Source organism: Acinetobacter sp. GG2 (assembly GCF_000292385.1).
In the GTDB taxonomy this organism is placed as follows: domain Bacteria; phylum Pseudomonadota; class Gammaproteobacteria; order Pseudomonadales; family Moraxellaceae; genus Acinetobacter; species Acinetobacter seifertii.
The window spans coordinates 73,283-91,880 of record NZ_ALOW01000032.1; the positions used below are offsets into that span (position 1 = coordinate 73,283).

The following is an 18,598-nucleotide window of genomic DNA, read 5'->3' on the forward strand; positions in this document are numbered from 1 at the left end:
ATGTCCGAAGGTCGGTTTCTGATCTTCGGATGTAGTGCTGAATAAAGGTGTACAGGAAGTGACACCAACATTGGAGATAATGTTATGGATGCAAACAATAAGCACGAGTTAAAACAAGGCTTATCCAATCGGCATATTCAACTCATCGCACTCGGAGGAGCGATCGGAACAGGGTTATTCTTAGGTCTTTCACAAACAATTAAATTGGCTGGTCCTTCAATTTTATTGGGATATGCAATTGCAGGAATTATTGCCTTTTTAATTATGCGACATTTAGGTGAAATGGTTGTTGAAGAGCCAGTGAGTGGTTCTTTTAGTTATTTTGCGAACAAGTATTGGGGCAAAATGGCTGGTTTTATGTCTGGTTGGAACTATTGGGTGTTGTATGTACTAGTGAGTATGGCCGAACTGAGTGCTATTGGTACGTTTATCCAATTTTGGTGGCCCGAAATTCCGACATGGATGACTGCATTATTTTTCTTTATTTTAATTAACGGCATTAACTTGGTAAATGTCCGCTTTTTTGGGGAATCCGAGTTCTTATTTTCCTGCATTAAAATTGTTGCCATTTTAAGCATGATTGGCTTTGGTGCTTATTTATTATTTTCCGGTTCAGCAGGTCCGCAAGCAGGTGTTGCAAATTTATGGCAACACGGTGGTTTCTTTCCGCATGGTATTCATGGCTTTATTATGGCTTTGGCTGTCATTATGTTCGCATTTGGTGGCTTAGAGCTTATTGGTATTGCGGCGGCAGAAACGAAGAAACCAGAAACAACAATTCCAAAAGCAGTAAATCAAATTGTGTACCGCATCCTGATTTTTTATATCGGTGCAATTGGTATTCTTTTATGTCTTTACCCTTGGAATATGGTTGCAGAAGGTGGTAGCCCGTTTGTTTTAATTTTCCAGTCACTCAATAGTAATGGCGTGGCAAATGTTCTTAACTTTGTGGTCTTAATTGCTGCTATTTCAGTTTATAACAGCTGTATCTATTGTAATAGCCGCATGTTGCATGGTTTAGCAGAGCAGGGTAATGCTCCTGCAATTTTGAAGAAAGTAAATAGCCGTGGTATTCCAGTTCCGGCAGCGGTTGTTTCTGCATCAATCACAGCTGTATGTGTGGTAGTGAACTACTTAATTCCTGGCCAAGCGTTTCAGATCTTTATGATGTTGGTTGTGGCAGCACTTGTCATTAACTGGCTTATGATTTCAGTCACACATTTGAAATTTACCAAAGCAATGAAATTGCAACGTCGCCAAACTAAGTTCCAAAGCATTATGAGTCCATGGAGTAATTATTTAACCATTAGCTTTGTATGCTTTATTCTTATTATTATGGCGATGACGCCAGATATGAGATTGGCTGTTATTTTAGGGCCTATTTGGTTAGCGGCTTTAGCTATCATGTATTTCTTGAAGTACCGTAAAAAAATGGTCGCAATGCCAGAAGTGCAATCAAACTAATAAGCTTAAATTTACAGTGATATTGCGGTTATCTGACAAAGAGCAGATAACCGTTTATCTTTTTGTCATAATATTTTCATGTTTGAGCGAAATAATTTTTCAAAATAAATATGACATGTAAAAAAATAAAAAATGGGTTAGTAAAATAATTTTGTAATCTCAATTCATTAAGTTTTTATAATTTAAGCAAAATTATCAATTTGTTGATTTGGGTGTTTGTCATATTCAAAATTAAACTTGAGTGCGAGCTACCTTGTAAAATAAGATTAAATGATTGATATAAAATAGAATTAGAAATATGACAGTCCCGATTTTAAAAATCATTAAAGCGTCATAATACTGTAACTTATTTGTCATATTTTCTATTCACAATGCAGCTATCGAAGAGCGTACAAGCACTAAACAAAAAGTGACGTACAACCTATTGCATTAATGAGAGAGAACAGAATGCGCTTAAATCCACGTCAAATCGCAATTGCGTTAGCAGTAACTGGGGCCGCTGTAACTACGACTGCAAATGCAGCTCGTGATACGATTCAAATTGCTGGTTCTTCAACTGTATTACCGTTTGCCAGCGTTGTAGCTGAAGAGTTTGGTAATACATTCCCTCAATTTAAAACTCCTGTTGTGGGTTCTGGTGGTTCTTCTGCTGGTTTAAAGCAGTTCTGTCAAGGTGTTGGTGACAACACAATCGACGTTGCAAACGCTTCTCGTAAAATTAAAAGCACTGAAATTGAAGCTTGTAACAAAGCTGGTGTAAAACAAATTCAAGAAATCAAAATTGGTTATGACGGTATCGTATTCGCGTCTAGCTCACACAAAGCAGCTTATAAATTAAAGCCTTACCATGTGTTTGCTGCTTTAGCTGCGCAGTTACCTTCAAAAGGTAAATTGGTTCCAAACCCATATACAAACTGGAACCAAATCGACAAATCACTTCCTAACGAACCTATTACGCTTGTAATTCCTGCGTCTAACCACGGTACGCGTGAAGTTTTCCAAGAGAAAATGGTTGATGCTGGTTGTGAATCATACGAATACTTCAAAAACTTAGATAAAGACGCTCAGAAGAAAGCATGTTCGACTTTCCGTAAAGACGGTCGTGTAATTGAAATTGCTGGCGACTATACAGAAACTTTAGCTCGCTTAAAAACTTCTCCAAGTGCGGTAGGTGTGTTCGGTTTAAGCTTCTATGACATGAACCGTGACAAGTTACGTGTAGCATCAGTAAACAACGTTCTTCCTTCTGAGAAAACTGTGTTAAACGGTACATACCCTGTATCTCGCCCATTGTTCTTCTATGTGAAAGGCGAACACTTAAAATCAGTTAAAGGTTTACCACAGTATGTAGAATACTTCCTAAGCAAAAAAGCGACTGGTAAAGGTTCTAAAGCTGAGCGTGACGGTTTAATCGCAATGTCTGATGCAGAACGCGCTAAAGTCTTGGCTGACTTTAAAGCAGGTAAAACTGTTAAATAATTTGTTTTGAATAGGGGCTGGTGATCCCAAGTGATCATCAGCCTTTTTGTCTAACACGTTTTTCCCAAATTATGACAATTGAGAAAACAGTGGAGAATACATGAATCTGCTACTTATCGGTGTGTTGTTAGCCCTTGTGGCAATTGCATATCAACTTGGGCTAAGAAAGAGCCGCCACCTAGCAGGTAAGGGAAGCAACTCGGCGACACTACATTCTCGTCCTGGTTATTATGGCGCACTGGTTGGGCTTTGGTGCGGTATCCCTGCTTTTTTAATTTTGATCATTTGGAACTTGGTTGAGCCAAGTATTTTAAATCATATTATCTTTAATAATGTTCCTGCTTCTGTCGCTGCATCTCTAGATGAAGCAGCAAGAAGTGTTCTTGTTGATCGAGTTCAATCGATTGCTTCAGGTTTTGGGGTAAGTGATCATCCAGAAGCTTATGAATTGGCTGCAGCTCAGCAATATGCAAAATTTCAAACTATTGGCTCTTTTGCCAAATTTGCCGTTGTTGTTTGTGCTGCCTTACTAGGCTTGGTCTGGGCAAAGAAAAAAATCAATCAAGAATATCGCGCTCGTAACCAAGTTGAACGTGCCATTAATGTTGCTTTAATCCTGTGTTCTGGTGTTGCAATTTTAACCACTATCGGCATTGTAATGTCGATGTTTGGTGAAGCAATGCACTTCTTCCATTTTGTAAGTCCAATTGACTTTTTCTTTGGAACTGAATGGAACCCAGGTTTTAGTACTTCAGGTAATGCAGAAGGTAGCTATGGTTTATTACCATTACTATGGGGTACGCTCATGGTCAGTGGTATTGCCTTATTGGTTGCTGTACCAGTTGGCTTAATGATTGCTATTTATTTAGCTGAATACGCATCTCCATGGTTACGCTCATGGGCAAAACCAACCATTGAAGTTTTAGCGGGTATTCCAACGATTGTTTATGGTGTTTTTGCCATGATGGTTATTGGTCCATTCTTTAAAGCTGTTGGTGCTCATGTCGGTATCGAAATTAACGCAACCAGTGCTTTGACTGCAGGTTTCGTAATGGGAATCATGATTATCCCATTTGTTTCATCTTTGTCAGATGACATTATTACACAAGTACCTCGTGCACTTCGTGATGGTTCACTCGGGCTTGGGGCAACCAAATCAGAAACAATCCGCCAAGTGGTTTTACCAGCAGCTTTACCGGGTATTACTGGGGCATTTTTATTGGCTGTATCGCGTGCCGTAGGGGAAACCATGATTGTGGTTTTGGCAGCGGGGAACAGTCCACTTCTACATGCAAATCCGTTTGAAGCTGTTTCGACAGTTACAGTAACTATCGTAAAACAGTTAACTGGCGATACCGATTTTGCAAGCCCGCAAGCCTTGGTGGCATTTGCACTGGGTTTAACACTCTTTGTGATTACCTTGGGATTAAACATTGTTGCACTGTACATTGTGCGTAAATACCGTGAGCAATACGAATGAGTACATCAAATACATCGTCTCCTATGGATCAGAACGTATTTGATCCACAAGCTGCTGCTCAGGCACGTGATCGCCGTAAAAAAGTGATTGAAAAATCATTGGCGAAGCGTCACCGTAAAGAAAAAGCTTTCCGTATTGCTGGTTTATCGGCAGTTGTTATTGGTCTTGCATTCGTTGCGCTATTGTTCGGTAGTATTTTGGCAAAAGGTTTACCAGCATTTTGGCAAACCAGCATGAATGTTCCAGTTTACTTTGACCCTAAAGTGATTGATGCGGGTCCTGTGCCTGTTCGTACTCAGGGTGAAACACCAGCGCATTACCAAGAACGTTATGTCGATTGGCAAACAAAAATGGGTATGGTGGATTGGGATAGCCTGATCGTAAATGGTATGGTTGCTAAAGACCCTTCACTTGAGTCACAGCGCGATTCCTTACGTAGTCTATATGCAAGTTCTGAAGCTTATCGTTTACGTGACATGGTATTTGCTGACCCATCGCTGATTGGTAAAAAAGAGAATCTTACATTCTTGGGCGATGCTAACGTAGATGTATGGTTAAAAGGTAACATTGACCGTTCATTGCCAGATGACCAGCAACAGCTTGACCCGGAAACTCGTAAGCTTGCAGATGATTTGAAAGCAAAAGGTATTCTCGAAAATACATTTAATACCAATTTATTTACAAATCCGGACTCTCGTAGTTCACCAGCAATTAGTGGTCTTGCAGGTGCATTCATGGGCTCGTTATTTATGATGCTGATTGTGATCATTATTTCGATCCCAATTGGGGTAGCGAGTGCTATTTATCTGGAAGAGTTTGCACCAAAGAACTTTCTTACAGACATTATTGAAGTCAACATTAATAACCTTGCGGCTGTTCCTTCAATTGTGTTCGGTTTGCTTGGTGCAGCCATTTTCATTGGCTGGATGCACTTACCATTGTCGGCTCCGTTTGTTGGTGGTTTGGTACTCAGTTTAATGACATTACCAACAGTCATTATTACAACCCGTGCTTCTTTAAAAGCTGTACCACCATCAATTCGTCAAGCTGCACTTGGTTTGGGGGCTTCAAAAGTACAAACCGTTTTCCATCATGTTTTACCTTTGGCGATGCCGGGGATCATGACAGGTTCAATTATTGGTGTTGCACACGCCCTTGGTGAAACTGCGCCGTTACTTTTAATCGGAATGAGTGCATTCGTTGCAAGTATTCCAACAACTCCATTTGATCAAGCAACTGCTTTACCTGTTCAAGTTTACTTATGGCAGGGTAATGAGTTGCGTAACTTCTTCGAAGGCCGTACTGCTGCTGCGATTATCGTACTTCTTGCATTAATGATTGGTTTAAACAGCCTTGCAATTTGGTTACGTAAAAAGTTCGAAGTGCGTTGGTAATAGAGGATAAATAATGAATACTATTGATATTACGAATTCCTTAGAAAAGGATAAGTTAGTGAATACTGAACAGTCTCAATTTACAGATAAGCCGCTGAACCATGGCACTTCATATGTTTCGCATTTTGAACCGCAAACTTCAAAAAAGCAGAACTCAACTGAAATCAAAATTAGTGCACAAGATGCTCATGTTTACTATGGCGACTTTGAAGCAATTAAAGGCATTGATTTAGATATCTATCAAAATGAAGTGATTGCATTCATTGGACCATCAGGTTGTGGTAAATCGACTTTCCTACGTACTCTAAACCGTATGAATGACACGATTGATGGTTGCCGTGTAACAGGTAAGATCACTTTAGATAATAAAAATATCTATGATCCAAATCTGGACGTTGTATTGCTACGTGCTCAGGTGGGCATGGTATTCCAAAAGCCAAACCCATTTCCTAAATCTATTTTTGATAACGTTGCATATGGACCAAAGCTACACGGTCTAGCACGTGATAAATACGACCTAGAAGAAATCGTTGAAAATAGCTTGCGTAAAGCGGGCTTATGGGAAGAAGTGAAAGACCGTTTGAATCAGCCGGGTACAGGTTTATCTGGTGGTCAGCAGCAACGTTTATGTATTGCACGTACGATTGCAGTAAGTCCTGAAGTTATTCTGATGGATGAACCATGTTCTGCACTTGATCCAATTGCAACAGCAAAAGTGGAAGAGCTTATTTCAGAACTTTCTGATCAATATACGATTGTGATTGTAACGCACTCAATGCAACAAGCAGCACGTGTTTCAGACCGTACAGCTTACTTCCATTTAGGTGATCTGATCGAAGTAAACTCTACAGAAAAAGTATTCACGCAACCTGACCATCAATTGACAGAAGCGTACATTACTGGACGTTTCGGTTAATTTATAGCTGTGAAAGAAAAAGAGCCTTGTGCTCTTTTTTTTATTTAATAAATGAAAATGAATCTATTTTGCAAAATCGCTATTGAATTTTAATCAAAAGAACCACATCTTAAGGCTATAAAGACAAACTTATGAGCATAGAATTTTATGTTATTCCATTTGCCTAAACTCCCTGCGGAAATACGTGTCAGCCATTTAAATGCACGTGTAAATGAACAGAGAAAAAAAATTGCACAAACTACAGCAAGTCGTTTAGAGCTTTTACAATTAGCTCAACAACTTGCGAAAGAAGCTAAAATCCGCCGTAAGAACAATCAGAAAATTTTTGTTTTAGATTTTAAAGGTGATATTCAGGCATCTGCGGTTGAAAATCTTCGTGAAGAAATCACACTTATTTTAGCAACGGCTAAAGCCGGACGCGACCGTGTTGTGGTACGCCTTGAAAGTCCTGGTGGTATGGTTCATGGTTATGGACTGGCAGCAGCTCAGTTGGTTCGTTTGCGTGACGCAGGTTTTCATTTAACAATTTGTGTCGACAAGGTTGCTGCAAGTGGCGGCTATATGATGGCTTGTATTGCCAATGAAATTATTTCTGCACCATTTGCTGTTGTTGGCTCTATTGGTGTAGTTGCTCAGGTTCCAAATTTCAATCGTCTTTTAAAACAGCATAACGTTGACTTCGAACTTTATACAGCAGGGCAATATAAGCGTACTGTGACCATGTTTGGTGAAAATACGCCTGAAGGGAAAGCTAAGTTTGAAGAAGAGCTACAACAAACGCATGTCTTATTTAAGCACTTTGTAGAGAAGTATCGTCCACAGCTGAATGTAGACAAAGTTGCTACAGGCGAGCATTGGTATGGACAAGATGCGCTTGATTTAAACCTTGTAGATAAACTAGAAACATCTGATGAGTATTTATTAGCTTTATTACCTCAGCATGATGTCTATGTGATCAACACACGTAAAAAGGCAACTTTGGGTGAAAAGTTGGGTTTACAAGCTGCTCAAATGGCGGATAGCCTGATTCCGGCGGTAATGAATAAAGTTGCAGACACTTTGGCAAAAGCGAATTCAACGCTAGTTCAAATGCGTGATACAAAATTTTAATTAAGATATTTATAAAAGAAAGAGCACCTTAATGGGTGCTCTTTTTATATCGATGATTAAAAGAATCTGCTTAATATTTGTTTAAGTTTCAATTGCCAAAGTAGGAGTTAATTCCTAAGTTTTGAGTTTTGTGATGTCAAAGACTTTGTCGCATATTGATATTCTCATAAGAATTTTACACATCATTATTATGATTGCTTTTACTGGAGCTTACTTTACAGGCGATAATGAAGACCTACATCAAGTGCATATGATGTTTGGTTATATACTTCTCATCAGTATTACCATACGAGTTATTTGGCATTTTTTAAGTCCGCGTGTTTCAAATAGCGCACCATTTGGCATAAAAAAGCGGAGCAGTATGGCATTCAATGCAATTAAAAAATCATTTAGTCATGCAAATGCAGCAAGTATTTTTTCGAAAAATTCAATTCAACTGTTCAGCATTGGACTATTTCAAGCTTCGATTGTATTTATTTTCATACTCATTCCTGTTGTTGTAGCACTTGGATACGGAACAGAGCACTTTACTTATTCTTTGAGAGACTTACATTCATTTTTCGCAAACTTATTTTTAGCTTTGGTTATCGTGCATCTTTCGACACTTGTTTTAAATAGCATACTTGCGAAACGCTTTCAGGGTTGGACTATGCTTAAGATGACACTTGCTGATAAGAAAATAACGAATTATATGGCTTTATTTGTTTTAGTCCTTATAGGTGGATTTAGCTACTTTTACTTAGGAATGTAATATATACGTTTTATGTCTGTCCTGTTTAGTTATATTTTGAATGGAAAGTAAAAAAATATTATTGATAAATATACTTATTGAATTGTGATGAGTAAGTGATTTTGATATTTTAGGCAACAATAAAATAGCTTTTAGATGACTCATTTAAAAAGTTAAACATTTAAAAATATAACTGAAATTCAGGATAGGAAATAATGACAAGAATAATTGTAGCATCAAAAAAGGGTTTGGACGTTCTGCAAGATGGTCAGCTCAATAAAGTAATTTTGAATCAACCTACGATCATTCAAATTGGTATCAGTCAAAAAGATATTGCATCGATGGAAAAACAGGGTGGGCGCCTAGTCATTCACTTAAAGAATGGCGAGACAATTGTCTTAGAAAATTTCTTTAACGAAGCAACAAATACAACAGAGCATTCACTTGTTTTTCCGACTGAACATGGAAAATTTGTTGAAGCACAATTCGATGCCCAAGGTAAAGTAATCGACTATAAAGGCTTAAATCACGTTACAGATTTAGGTTACGGCAGTACTAGTCCAGCCGCTGCAAACATCGCGGTTGATAGTGATCCAAGTTTTTCAATGGGAAGCGTACTTAAAGCAGGTCTAGCAGTTTTAGCTGCGGAAGGACTATATCTTTGGGCTTTTAAGAAAGATGATAAGGAGGATTCATCAAGTGCGCCTGATTTAATCGCACCTGCTGCTCCTACAGCTACGCTTGCTGATGATACCGTGACAGTGACTGGTAAAACTGAAGCGAATGCAAAAATCTATCTTAAAGATGCCGCAGGCAATACGGTTGCATCAGGTGTTGCAGATGTAAGTGGTAACTACACGATTAAATTAGATAAGCCACTCGTGAATGGTGATAAATTAAATGTTATTGCTCAGGATGGAGCTGGAAATAATTCAAAAGCGACTGTTGTAACAGGAACAAAAGATACAATTGCCCCAGATGCTCCACAGGCCCAATTGAACGATGATGGAACATTGGTAACTGGTAAGGCTGAAGCAAATGCAAAAATCACAGTTTATGATGCCACTGGCAAAGTATTAGGAACTGTTTTTGCAAATAAAGATGGTATTTATTCTTTAAAACTTACTCCACCATTAACTAGTGAAGCCGGAGGCAAAGTAGTTGCCGAAGATGCTGCTGGTAATAAATCTGAAGAAGTTAAAATTATTGCGGGTAAAGACACTGTACCACCAGCTTCACCTTTTGTTGAAGTTAACAAAGAAGGGTCGGTAATACATGGTAAAACCGAAGCAAATGCAAAAGTTCAAATTAAAGATGTAGATGGCAAAGTCATTGGAACTGGCATGGCGGATGCCCAAGGTGAGTTTCAAATTACGCTGTCGCCTGCTTTAAAAGAGTCTCAAAAAGGGACAGTAGTTGTTGAAGATGCAGCTGGTAATGCGTCTAAGCCTGTCGAAATTAAACCAGGTTTTGATTCGATTGCTCCTGATAAACCAACTGCTCAAATTAATGCAGAGGGTAATTCGGTAACTGGTACAGCCGAAGCAAATGCCAAAATTGAAATAAAAGATGTGACAGGTAAGGTCATTGGTAGTGGAACAGCAGATGCGAATGGAAAATTTACTATTAGCATTTCACCAGCATTAACTGATAACAATCATGGTTCTGTTTCAGCCATCGATAACGCTGGAAACCGATCTGAAAGCTTCGATATTGTGGGTACGAAAGATACTATTCCTCCAACAAAACCTATATTAAATAGCGCAGAAGATGATGTCGGTGATGTAAAAGGCACTATTGGATCTGGCTCAGAAACGGATGATGCTAGACCAAAACTTACAGGTTCAGGCGAGGCAAATGCGACGCTTACGATTTATGATAATGGTATTGCAATTGGAGTAGTGACTGTATCAACTGGTAAATCATGGACATTTACATTTGATAAAGACTTAGCTTTGGGTAAGCATAGCATTACTTTGACTCAAACTGATGCGGCAGGGCTTACGAGTGAAGCAAGCTCTCCATTTATCTTTTATGTAGTTGCACCGAAAACTGCAAGTTTAGCTGATGCCTCAGTAGATACGTTAGGTACACATGAACCAGCTTTGGCAGATAGTGTTGGACTGAGTACTTTAAAAGTCGCACAAAATACAACACCTGAGACCAATACCCAGCAGAAAACTGTTTCTATAGATGATTTATTGAAAAGTTCTTCTGCGAGTGACTCAGATCCAGTGGCAAAGCTTTTAGCATCGACAGCATTAAAGCCTACACAAGCACCTGAACAAACTGATGTAAATACTTCAGTTAACCAGACAACAAATCTTGATCAAATTTTACCAAATACGACTTCTTCACCTTTGCAAAATATTTTAGAACAGACTTATCCAGTTGTTTAAAAGACTCTATGTAAAATATAAAAGCGCTCAATGAGCGCTTTTTATTTATGGCTAATTTTTGATTTTCGGTGTTGTTATAAGAGTAATAACTCCATAAACAATTGATCCAATTGTGGCGAGTAACATGTCTTTATGGGCATCCCACATGTCGCCTTGTTGCCCATTATAATTTTCAGCTTGTTCAGGTGATAAGCCAATAGCAATGAGCCATTCGATCAGTTCATAAAAAACACTCGATGCCATCACGAATTGAACTACAAGTAAAAATAGGGAAAACGGACGTGCAGTCGGCAACCAAACTTGAAAAACGCGATAAATAAGAGGGTAGAGCAAAGCACCATATGAAAAGTGCACAAGTCGATCATACATATTGCGAGACCAACCCATGTATTCATCTAAATTAAAATGAAAGATGTGCTGAATCCAGTTGTTATACGGAACGTATGAATACAGATAATGAGCACCAATTACGTGGATTAAAAGAAACAGTAAATAAAAACAAAAACTTAAAAAATCGAGACCAATTTTTTTGAAAATAATAAAAAGTAAAATCAGCATTAAAACAGTGCCGGATTGATGAAGTAAGTAAGCTTCAAACTCTAGAGGATTGATACCTGAAACAATAATGGCAATCAAAAGCAGGCTGATTGCAATATAGTGTTTAAGTTGAAATTTTTTTTCGATCATTTTATGGAAAACTTTATTTTGATGGGTATAAGTGTAATAAAAAAGCGAAGCCTAGGCTTCGCTTTTGATTAACTTTTTAATTAGATTTTACTAATTAAGTCATTAATTTGTTTTGCTTGTTCAGCTGCGTTACCTGTATAAGTTGCAGGAGTAAGCTCAGCTAAACGAGCGCGCTCTTCGCTTGGTACTTGAGCAAGTTCGTTACCATTTACGAAATCAACCATCATGTCGCGAGTCATTGCTTGACCACGAGTTAAAGCTTTTAACTTCTCATATGGTTTTTCAATGTTGTAACGACGCATAACTGTTTGAATTGGCTCTGCAAGAACTTCTTGAGCTTGGTCAAGATCTTCATTTAAACGATTTGCATTAAGCTCAAGTTTACCAACACCTTTTAAGCAAGCATCAAAAGCAATTAAGCTTTGAGCAAAACCAACACCCATGTTACGAAGTACAGTTGAGTCAGTTAAGTCACGCTGCCAGCGAGAAATTGGTAATTTTTCGCCTAAGTGAGCCAACACTGCATTTGCAATACCTAAGTTACCTTCAGAGTTTTCAAAGTCAATTGGGTTAACTTTGTGTGGCATAGTTGAAGAACCAACTTCGCCTTCTTTAAGTTTTTGCTTGAAGTAACCTAAAGAAATATAACCCCATACGTCGCGGTTAAAGTCGATCAAAATTGTATTGTAACGACGTAATGCATCAAACAACTCAGCCATGTAGTCGTGTGGCTCGATTTGAGTTGTGTATGGGTTAAATGTTAAACCCAAAGATTCAACAAAAGCTTGTGCATGAGCAGCCCAGTCAACATCTGGATAAGCAGAAAGGTGAGCATTGTAGTTACCTACCGCACCATTGATTTTGCCTAATAACTCAACATTTTCAAACTGTTTGATTTGACGAGCTAAACGATATGCAACGTTTGCCATTTCTTTACCCAAAGTTGTTGGGCTAGCAGTTTGACCATGTGTACGAGACAACATAGGTTGTTCAGCATGAGTTGTTGCTAAAGCAGAAATTGCATTTAAAATTTGCTTCATGCTTGATACTAAAACTTCACGACCGTTTTTAAGCATAAGCGCATGAGACAAGTTGTTGATGTCTTCTGATGTACAAGCGAAGTGAATAAACTCACCAGCATTTTGTAATTCAGAAATACCAGCAATTTTCTCTTTCAAGAAATATTCAACTGCTTTTACGTCATGGTTAGTTGTACGCTCAATTTCTTTAATGCGATTCGCATCTTCTTCAGAGAAGTTGCTTACGATTGCATCTAAAGCTGCATTTGTTTCAGCTGAGAAAGGAGCAACTTCAATAATTTCTGGACGGTTAGAAAGCGCTTGTAACCAACGCACTTCTACAGTGACACGAGCATGAATTAAACCAAACTCAGAAAGAAAAGGGCGTAGCGCATCACATTTGCTGGCATAACGTCCATCTAATGGTGATAGTGCGGTTAAAGCGTTCATAACGATTCCTTAATGCTGGAATAAACATAAAACAAAAATAATCTCGTTACAGCGTTAGATAACTTGGTACTGTAAACGAGCAAGTGCTTGAATATCCTGTAGCAATTTACGTTTGCTAAAAATCATGTTCCATGAACTACCGCCGAGTTGTCGCCATAAATGGGCCATTTGAAGCCCTGTAAACAGACAAGCACGAATACGGTTAGTATGGTTGGTATCTTTAAATGCCTCAGCATTACCACGAACAAGAATACGTGGATTAATTTGCCCAGCGGTATCTACATAGGTTTGCGCCAAATTGGCTAAAATACTTGGGTGTAAATAGTTATTATCGAAAAAAGAAAGCTGTTTTAAAATTTTCTGCTGTGCTTTTTCAATAATCGCTACATATTCAGGATTGCTATAGACCTTTTTTTCTAATTGCAAAAGTGACATCGCATAAGACATGGGAAGTTTTGCACTACGCATTTTAGGCAAACGAGATTTAGGCGCATTGGTAAAAGGCTGAGTAATACAATTTTCGAGTGTCTTAAGACCTAATGAAATATCAGCCAGTTGATTAAAAAAATCTAAAGTCTGAACATTATTATTATTTATTGTAGGGCGAATATTTAAACTCGCCTTTATTAATAACTCAAAATAGAAATTACCGCTTTCACCAATACTTTGTTGTCCAGTCATGGCAGTCATATGCGTAAGCTGGGTCGCTTGGAATACCCCAGCCAAAGCAAGGGCACGGTTTTGGCGAACATTCAAGGCTTGTGATTGTTGAAAGGGTAACTCCACCATGCCATCCATTCCCTTAAATAAAATCTGGTGTAGGGGCATTTGTATGGTGAATCACACCCCCGCCTAAGCAAACTTCATCCGAATAAAATACAACACTTTGGCCAGGTGTGACTGCGCGTTGAGGTTCATCAAACTCAACACGAATACCGTGTTCACTATTTTCATCAATAAACACTGTGCAAGCCTGATCAGGTTGGCGATAGCGTGTTTTGGCAGTACAACGTAGTCCTTCAGTCGGAATATGTTGTTCTCCAGCTACCCAGTCAATTGACTCACTCCAAAGCTGTGTACTTTGCATAAGTGGGTGTTCATGTCCTTGACCTACAACTAATCGGTTGTTGGCAAGGTCTTTATGAAGTACAAACCATGCACCTTCTGCTGCACCTTTTAGTCCACCAAGACCAATACCGCCACGCTGACCGAGCGTATAGTACATCAGACCGTGATGTTCACCAACTTCTTTACCGTTATCCAGCACGATTTTACCTGGTTGAGCGGGTAAATATTGTTTAAGGAAGTCATTAAAGCGGCGTTCGCCGATAAAGCATATACCAGTTGAATCTTTTTTCTTCGCCGTTGCTAAGTCCAGTTCTTCGGCAATTCTACGCACTTCTGGCTTTTCAATTTCACCAACGGGGAATAGGGTTTTATTAATTTCACGGCCATGCACTGCATGCAAGAAATAAGTTTGGTCTTTGTTGTTATCTAAACCACGTAATAAAGGTGCATATGCTTCACCTTTAGAGTTATAAGCAGTTTCAGCACGACGAGCATAATGACCTGTTGCAATAAAATCTGCGCCTAAAGTCATGGCATGGTCTAAAAATGCACGGAACTTAATTTCTTTATTACATAAGATATCTGGGTTTGGGGTTCGGCCCGCGGCATATTCAGCTAGGAAAAGTTCAAATACACGATCCCAATATTCCATAGCAAAGTTTGCGGTATGGAGTTTAATACCTATTTTGTCAGCTACTGCTTGAGCATCGGCTAAATCTTCCATTGCTGTACAGTATTCCGTGCCGTCATCTTCCTCCCAGTTTTTCATGAAAAGGCCTTCAACTTGATAACCCTGTTGAAGTAAAAGCGCCGCAGAAACAGATGAATCTACGCCACCAGACATACCGACGATGACACGTTGTTGCATAGGACTAGGCATCCAAATGTGAAGTTAATGAGGGAGAGAAAGGGTGCTCATAAATAAGAGCTAAAGGATAATGGTGACCTTTTATAGCATCTTCAAGGGCTTTAATCACCAAAGGGCTACGAGCACGGGCAGATTCTTGAAGCTCATCTAGAGTCATCCAGACAGCAGAAACAATACCTGTATCAAGTTTAGGATCGCTTTCGACATGAGTGACGTGCGCTAAAAAGCAGAAGCGATAGTAAGTCCGGTCCGGAAACATGGGTGGGGTATATGTATAAATGCCAAGTAAAGCATCTATCTCAACATGATGACCCGTTTCTTCAAGAGTTTCACGAATGGCAGCTTCTATTAGCGTTTCACCACATTCCACATGACCAGCAGGTTGATTAAACACTGTGTGTACAAAACCTTCGCTATGTTCTTCAACAAAAAGATAGCGTCCATCTTTTTCTACGACTGTAGCGACAGTGACATGAGGAGTCCATGCGGCCATAAAAAAGCACCATGAATTTAAAAGTCGTATGATACGAAATTTAGGGGTTTTTGGCTACGGTGATCTTACAAACGATAGAGGAATGTAAAACGCTATCGTTTGAAAAAACTCAGTACATTTTAATTTGTTTGGGTATCTTTATGGTTGTTTTGCACTTTTACATAATGTCTTGCTGAATAAGGTAAAAATGCCAATTCTTTTTCAGTTAGAGGACGTACTTGCTGTACAGGGCTTCCAACATATAAATAACCACTTTTTAAGACTTTACGAGGTGGAACTAAACTGCCTGCACCAATCATCACGTCATCTTCAATAACAACATCATCTAAAATAACGGTATTGATACCAACTAGTACGCGGTTACCAATGGTACAGCCATGTAAAGTAACATGATGACCTACAGTCACATCTTCACCAATAATAAGCGGGGAACCATTGGGTTTTGCATCATTTTTATGGCTGACATGTAACATACAATGATCTTGTACATTACTGTTTTTACCAATTTGAATGCTATTTACATCTCCGCGAATGACTGCAAAAGGCCAAACTGAAACATTTTCGGCCAATTTAACATCACCAACAACCACTGACATATCATCAATGTAACAGCTTGGATCAATTTGTGGATGATGATCTAAATAGGGACGGATGTTTTTTGTCATAAGAAGTATCAAAATAAAATTTAATCAAATTATAAAATAAAAAAGCACTCAAGCTAATAGCATGAGTGCTTAATCCAACTACTCTAAAATTAGAATAAGTTGCTAAAGAATTGTTTAATATGGTCGATCATACGTGCAAAGAAGCCTGCTTCTTCAACAGGTTTTAATGCAACTAACGGTTTTTCAGCAATGACCTTACCATCTAAACTTGCAACAAGTTTACCAACCACTTGGCCTTTTTGAAGAGGCGCATTTAAATTTGGTTGAACAACCAATTGAGTTTTTATACCGCCTGCTTTGCCTTTAGGCATAGTAACGTTAAAGTTCTCTGCTAAACCAATTTGAACTTCATTTTCTTTACCAAACCATACTTTAGCTTTCGCAAGAACTTGATTTGCAGGTTGAACATTTGCAGTTTCAAAGTTTGCAAAACCCCAAGACAACAATGCACGTGTTTGGTTTGCACGTTCATTAACGCTATTTGTACCAAAGATAACTGAGATTAAACGCATTGGACCGCGCTTACTCGAAGTTGTTAAGCAATAACCCGCTTCATCGGTATGACCTGTTTTTAGGCCATCAACGCTTGGGTCTGTGTAAAGTAAAGCATTACGGTTACCTTGTTTGATACCGTTAAATGTAAACTCTTTCTCAGAGTAAATTGGATAGTATCTTGAGCTATCTTTAATAATATGTTGAGCTAAAACTGCCATATCTTTTGCAGTTGAATAATGACCTTCTGCAGGTAAGCCCGTAGAGTTCATAAATTGGGTATTCGTCATACCAATACGTTTTGCTTCCTGATTCATCAGGTGAGCAAAAGTACCTTCATTTCCAGCAATATGCTCAGCCATTGCTTTTGATGCGTCATTACCAGACTGGATGATAATACCTCGAAGCATCTCTAAAACAGTTGCTGTACCATTTAATGGAACATACATACATGATTCGGAACTACTGCCTTTACACCAAGCAGATTCGTTCATACGAACCTTTTCATTCTCGGTAAGTTCACCTTTTAATAGTTTTTGTTCAATGATGTAGCTTGTCATCATTTTAGTCATAGAAGCAGGAGCAAGCTTTTCATTTTCATTTTTAGAAGCAAGAATTTGTCCTGTCTCGTAATCCATTAATACATAAGACTTATTATTTAATTCTGGCGGAGCTGATAAGACAGTTGCTGCATAAGAAAAACTTGGTAAGAGGAGGAGTGCAGCAATAGCGCTTTTTCGAGTCATTCTAGGTAATTCCAATATCTTGTATGAAGCAGAAGAACCTAGCATTTTAGGACAAAGCAAAGCCGACTTCTATGGGGGAAGTCGGCTTTTTCGAACAGTATTGTAACTAGAGAGTTTTTAACTAATTTAGTTTTGCGATTGATAAGCTTTTACGTCTTGACAAACTAACGTATTTTGCTCGTTACCAGCAGCTTTTGCATCATTACGCGCTTCTTTTAAGACTTTTTTGAAACTTTTGTCTTTTGTACGTTTTTCTAAAGCTGCAACTGGGTCTGCTTCATTTGGCAAATAGTCTTTTACAAGACGTTCATAACCTTGAGCAAATTCTGCATCTTTTTTGCCAATCAAACTTGGGCAAATTTCAGAAAGTACCTGAATTGCTGCCAACTCTTCCGGTGTAGTGCCTTTATTTGGGGTAACTTCAACAACATTTTCATTTTCAGTTGGTTTTTTCTTGTCAGCAGCATAACCCACTGTTGCCATTGTCATAAGTAAAACAACAGAAAGAGATTGAACTAAGCTTTTTTTCATAAACATGTATAACCTGAAACAAAAATTTGAAATATGCCGATAGCTTAAACAATTTAAGGGCTAAAAAAATGGAAAAAATGTATTGTTATGTAGGTTTTCTGCTTTACATCAACAGAAAACCTTTTAAAGAAAAGCATATCGAGTGAAATAGGCTTAGTCTTTGTAATTTACCACTTCTTCACAAAGCTCATGTTGTTCATGGTGATCCATTTCTTTTGCAGCCTGACGAGCTTCGTCTAGCAGTGTTTTATATTCTGAATCATTTTGAAGTGCAGAGAAGGTGATTGATTTATTGGAATAACCGCCAAGGTACATTGCAATAATCTTTTTAGTATTGGTTTCAAGATTTTTATTTGCACCAACAAAAGTCGGGCAAATTTCTTGTAAAACTTGAGTAGATGCAATGTCATCTTTAATTAAGCTATCAGCTTCTTGTGTCGAGATACCCTCATCAGCAAAAACCGTCTGTGTACACAGTGTGATACTGATCCCCAATACTTGAAAAAAAGGAGCGAAAGTTTTCATTTTTTCACAATTTTATAATGCTATGGAGGCATAAATATATATAATTCAACAAATAATTCAATTGAGAAAACCTTCGGGTTTA

At 38.4% G+C, this 18,598-nt stretch carries 17 protein-coding genes; 8 read left to right on the forward strand and 9 right to left on the reverse strand.

The window, feature by feature from the left end:
- Positions 1-84: 84 nt before the first annotated feature.
- The 8 genes from B554_RS0108395 (at position 85) to blp2 (ending at position 10,972) form a co-directional block, all read left to right on the forward strand.
- Positions 85-1,464 (forward strand): amino acid permease, encoded by a 1,380-nt coding sequence (locus tag B554_RS0108395; protein WP_019457717.1) that lies wholly within the window; start codon positions 85-87, stop codon positions 1,462-1,464.
- A 447-nt stretch (positions 1,465-1,911) separates the two neighbouring features.
- Positions 1,912-2,943: a substrate-binding domain-containing protein gene (locus B554_RS0108400; protein ID WP_004707648.1), complete on the forward strand. Its 1,032-nt coding sequence runs from the start codon at positions 1,912-1,914 to the stop codon at positions 2,941-2,943.
- 100 nt (positions 2,944-3,043) lie between these two features.
- Entirely contained in the window at positions 3,044-4,423 is a 1,380-nt protein-coding gene (gene pstC, locus B554_RS0108405; protein ID WP_019457718.1) for a phosphate ABC transporter permease subunit PstC, read from the forward strand.
- A complete protein-coding gene (pstA, locus tag B554_RS0108410) occupies positions 4,420-5,817 on the forward strand; it encodes a phosphate ABC transporter permease PstA (protein ID WP_004700128.1) in 1,398 nt (465 codons plus the stop codon). Before pstC ends, pstA begins: the two co-directional genes overlap by 4 nt.
- Positions 5,818-5,830: 13 nt before the next feature.
- The gene (pstB, locus tag B554_RS0108415) at positions 5,831-6,733 is read left to right on the forward strand and encodes a phosphate ABC transporter ATP-binding protein PstB (protein ID WP_004700130.1); all 903 of its coding nucleotides are present in this window, start codon (positions 5,831-5,833) and stop codon (positions 6,731-6,733) included.
- Positions 6,734-6,880: 147 nt separating this feature from the next.
- Positions 6,881-7,843 (forward strand): protease SohB, encoded by a 963-nt coding sequence (gene sohB, locus B554_RS0108420; protein ID WP_019457719.1) that lies wholly within the window; start codon positions 6,881-6,883, stop codon positions 7,841-7,843.
- Between the two features lie 133 nt (positions 7,844-7,976).
- Entirely contained in the window at positions 7,977-8,594 is a 618-nt protein-coding gene (locus B554_RS0108425) for a cytochrome b/b6 domain-containing protein (protein WP_019457720.1), read from the forward strand.
- A 194-nt stretch (positions 8,595-8,788) separates the two neighbouring features.
- Positions 8,789-10,972, forward strand: a complete 2,184-nt coding sequence (gene blp2, locus B554_RS0108430; protein ID WP_019457721.1) for an Ig-like repeat protein Blp2 — start codon at positions 8,789-8,791, stop codon at positions 10,970-10,972.
- 51 nt (positions 10,973-11,023) lie between these two features.
- On the opposite strand, the gene B554_RS0108435 is transcribed toward blp2, so the two are convergent.
- The 9 genes from B554_RS0108435 to B554_RS0108475 form a co-directional block, all read right to left on the reverse strand.
- Positions 11,024-11,659: a DUF2238 domain-containing protein gene (locus B554_RS0108435; RefSeq protein WP_019457722.1), complete on the reverse strand. Its 636-nt coding sequence runs from the start codon at positions 11,657-11,659 to the stop codon at positions 11,024-11,026.
- An 80-nt stretch (positions 11,660-11,739) separates the two neighbouring features.
- Complete coding sequence (gene purB / locus B554_RS0108440; RefSeq protein WP_019457723.1) at positions 11,740-13,128, reverse strand: adenylosuccinate lyase; 1,389 nt, start codon at positions 13,126-13,128, stop codon at positions 11,740-11,742.
- A 54-nt stretch (positions 13,129-13,182) separates the two neighbouring features.
- Positions 13,183-13,917 carry a high frequency lysogenization protein HflD gene (gene hflD, locus B554_RS0108445; protein WP_004700142.1) on the reverse strand — a complete coding sequence of 245 codons (735 nt, stop codon included), beginning with the start codon at positions 13,915-13,917 and terminating at the stop codon, positions 13,183-13,185.
- Between the two features lie 13 nt (positions 13,918-13,930).
- Positions 13,931-15,064: a tRNA 2-thiouridine(34) synthase MnmA gene (gene mnmA / locus B554_RS0108450; protein WP_004700144.1), complete on the reverse strand. Its 1,134-nt coding sequence runs from the start codon at positions 15,062-15,064 to the stop codon at positions 13,931-13,933.
- A 4-nt stretch (positions 15,065-15,068) separates the two neighbouring features.
- Entirely contained in the window at positions 15,069-15,557 is a 489-nt protein-coding gene (locus B554_RS0108455; protein ID WP_004700146.1) for an NUDIX hydrolase, read from the reverse strand.
- A gap of 119 nt (positions 15,558-15,676) precedes the next feature.
- A complete protein-coding gene (locus B554_RS0108460; protein ID WP_004700148.1) occupies positions 15,677-16,222 on the reverse strand; it encodes a gamma carbonic anhydrase family protein in 546 nt (181 codons plus the stop codon).
- 89 nt (positions 16,223-16,311) lie between these two features.
- Positions 16,312-17,460, reverse strand: a complete 1,149-nt coding sequence (dacC, locus tag B554_RS0108465; RefSeq protein WP_004700150.1) for a D-alanyl-D-alanine carboxypeptidase PBP5/6 — start codon at positions 17,458-17,460, stop codon at positions 16,312-16,314.
- A 126-nt stretch (positions 17,461-17,586) separates the two neighbouring features.
- Positions 17,587-17,997, reverse strand: a complete 411-nt coding sequence (locus B554_RS0108470; RefSeq protein ID WP_004700152.1) for an MCR_0457 family protein — start codon at positions 17,995-17,997, stop codon at positions 17,587-17,589.
- 147 nt (positions 17,998-18,144) lie between these two features.
- Positions 18,145-18,516 carry an MCR_0457 family protein gene (locus B554_RS0108475; protein WP_019457726.1) on the reverse strand — a complete coding sequence of 124 codons (372 nt, stop codon included), beginning with the start codon at positions 18,514-18,516 and terminating at the stop codon, positions 18,145-18,147.
- Between the last annotated feature and the right edge of the window lie 82 nt (positions 18,517-18,598).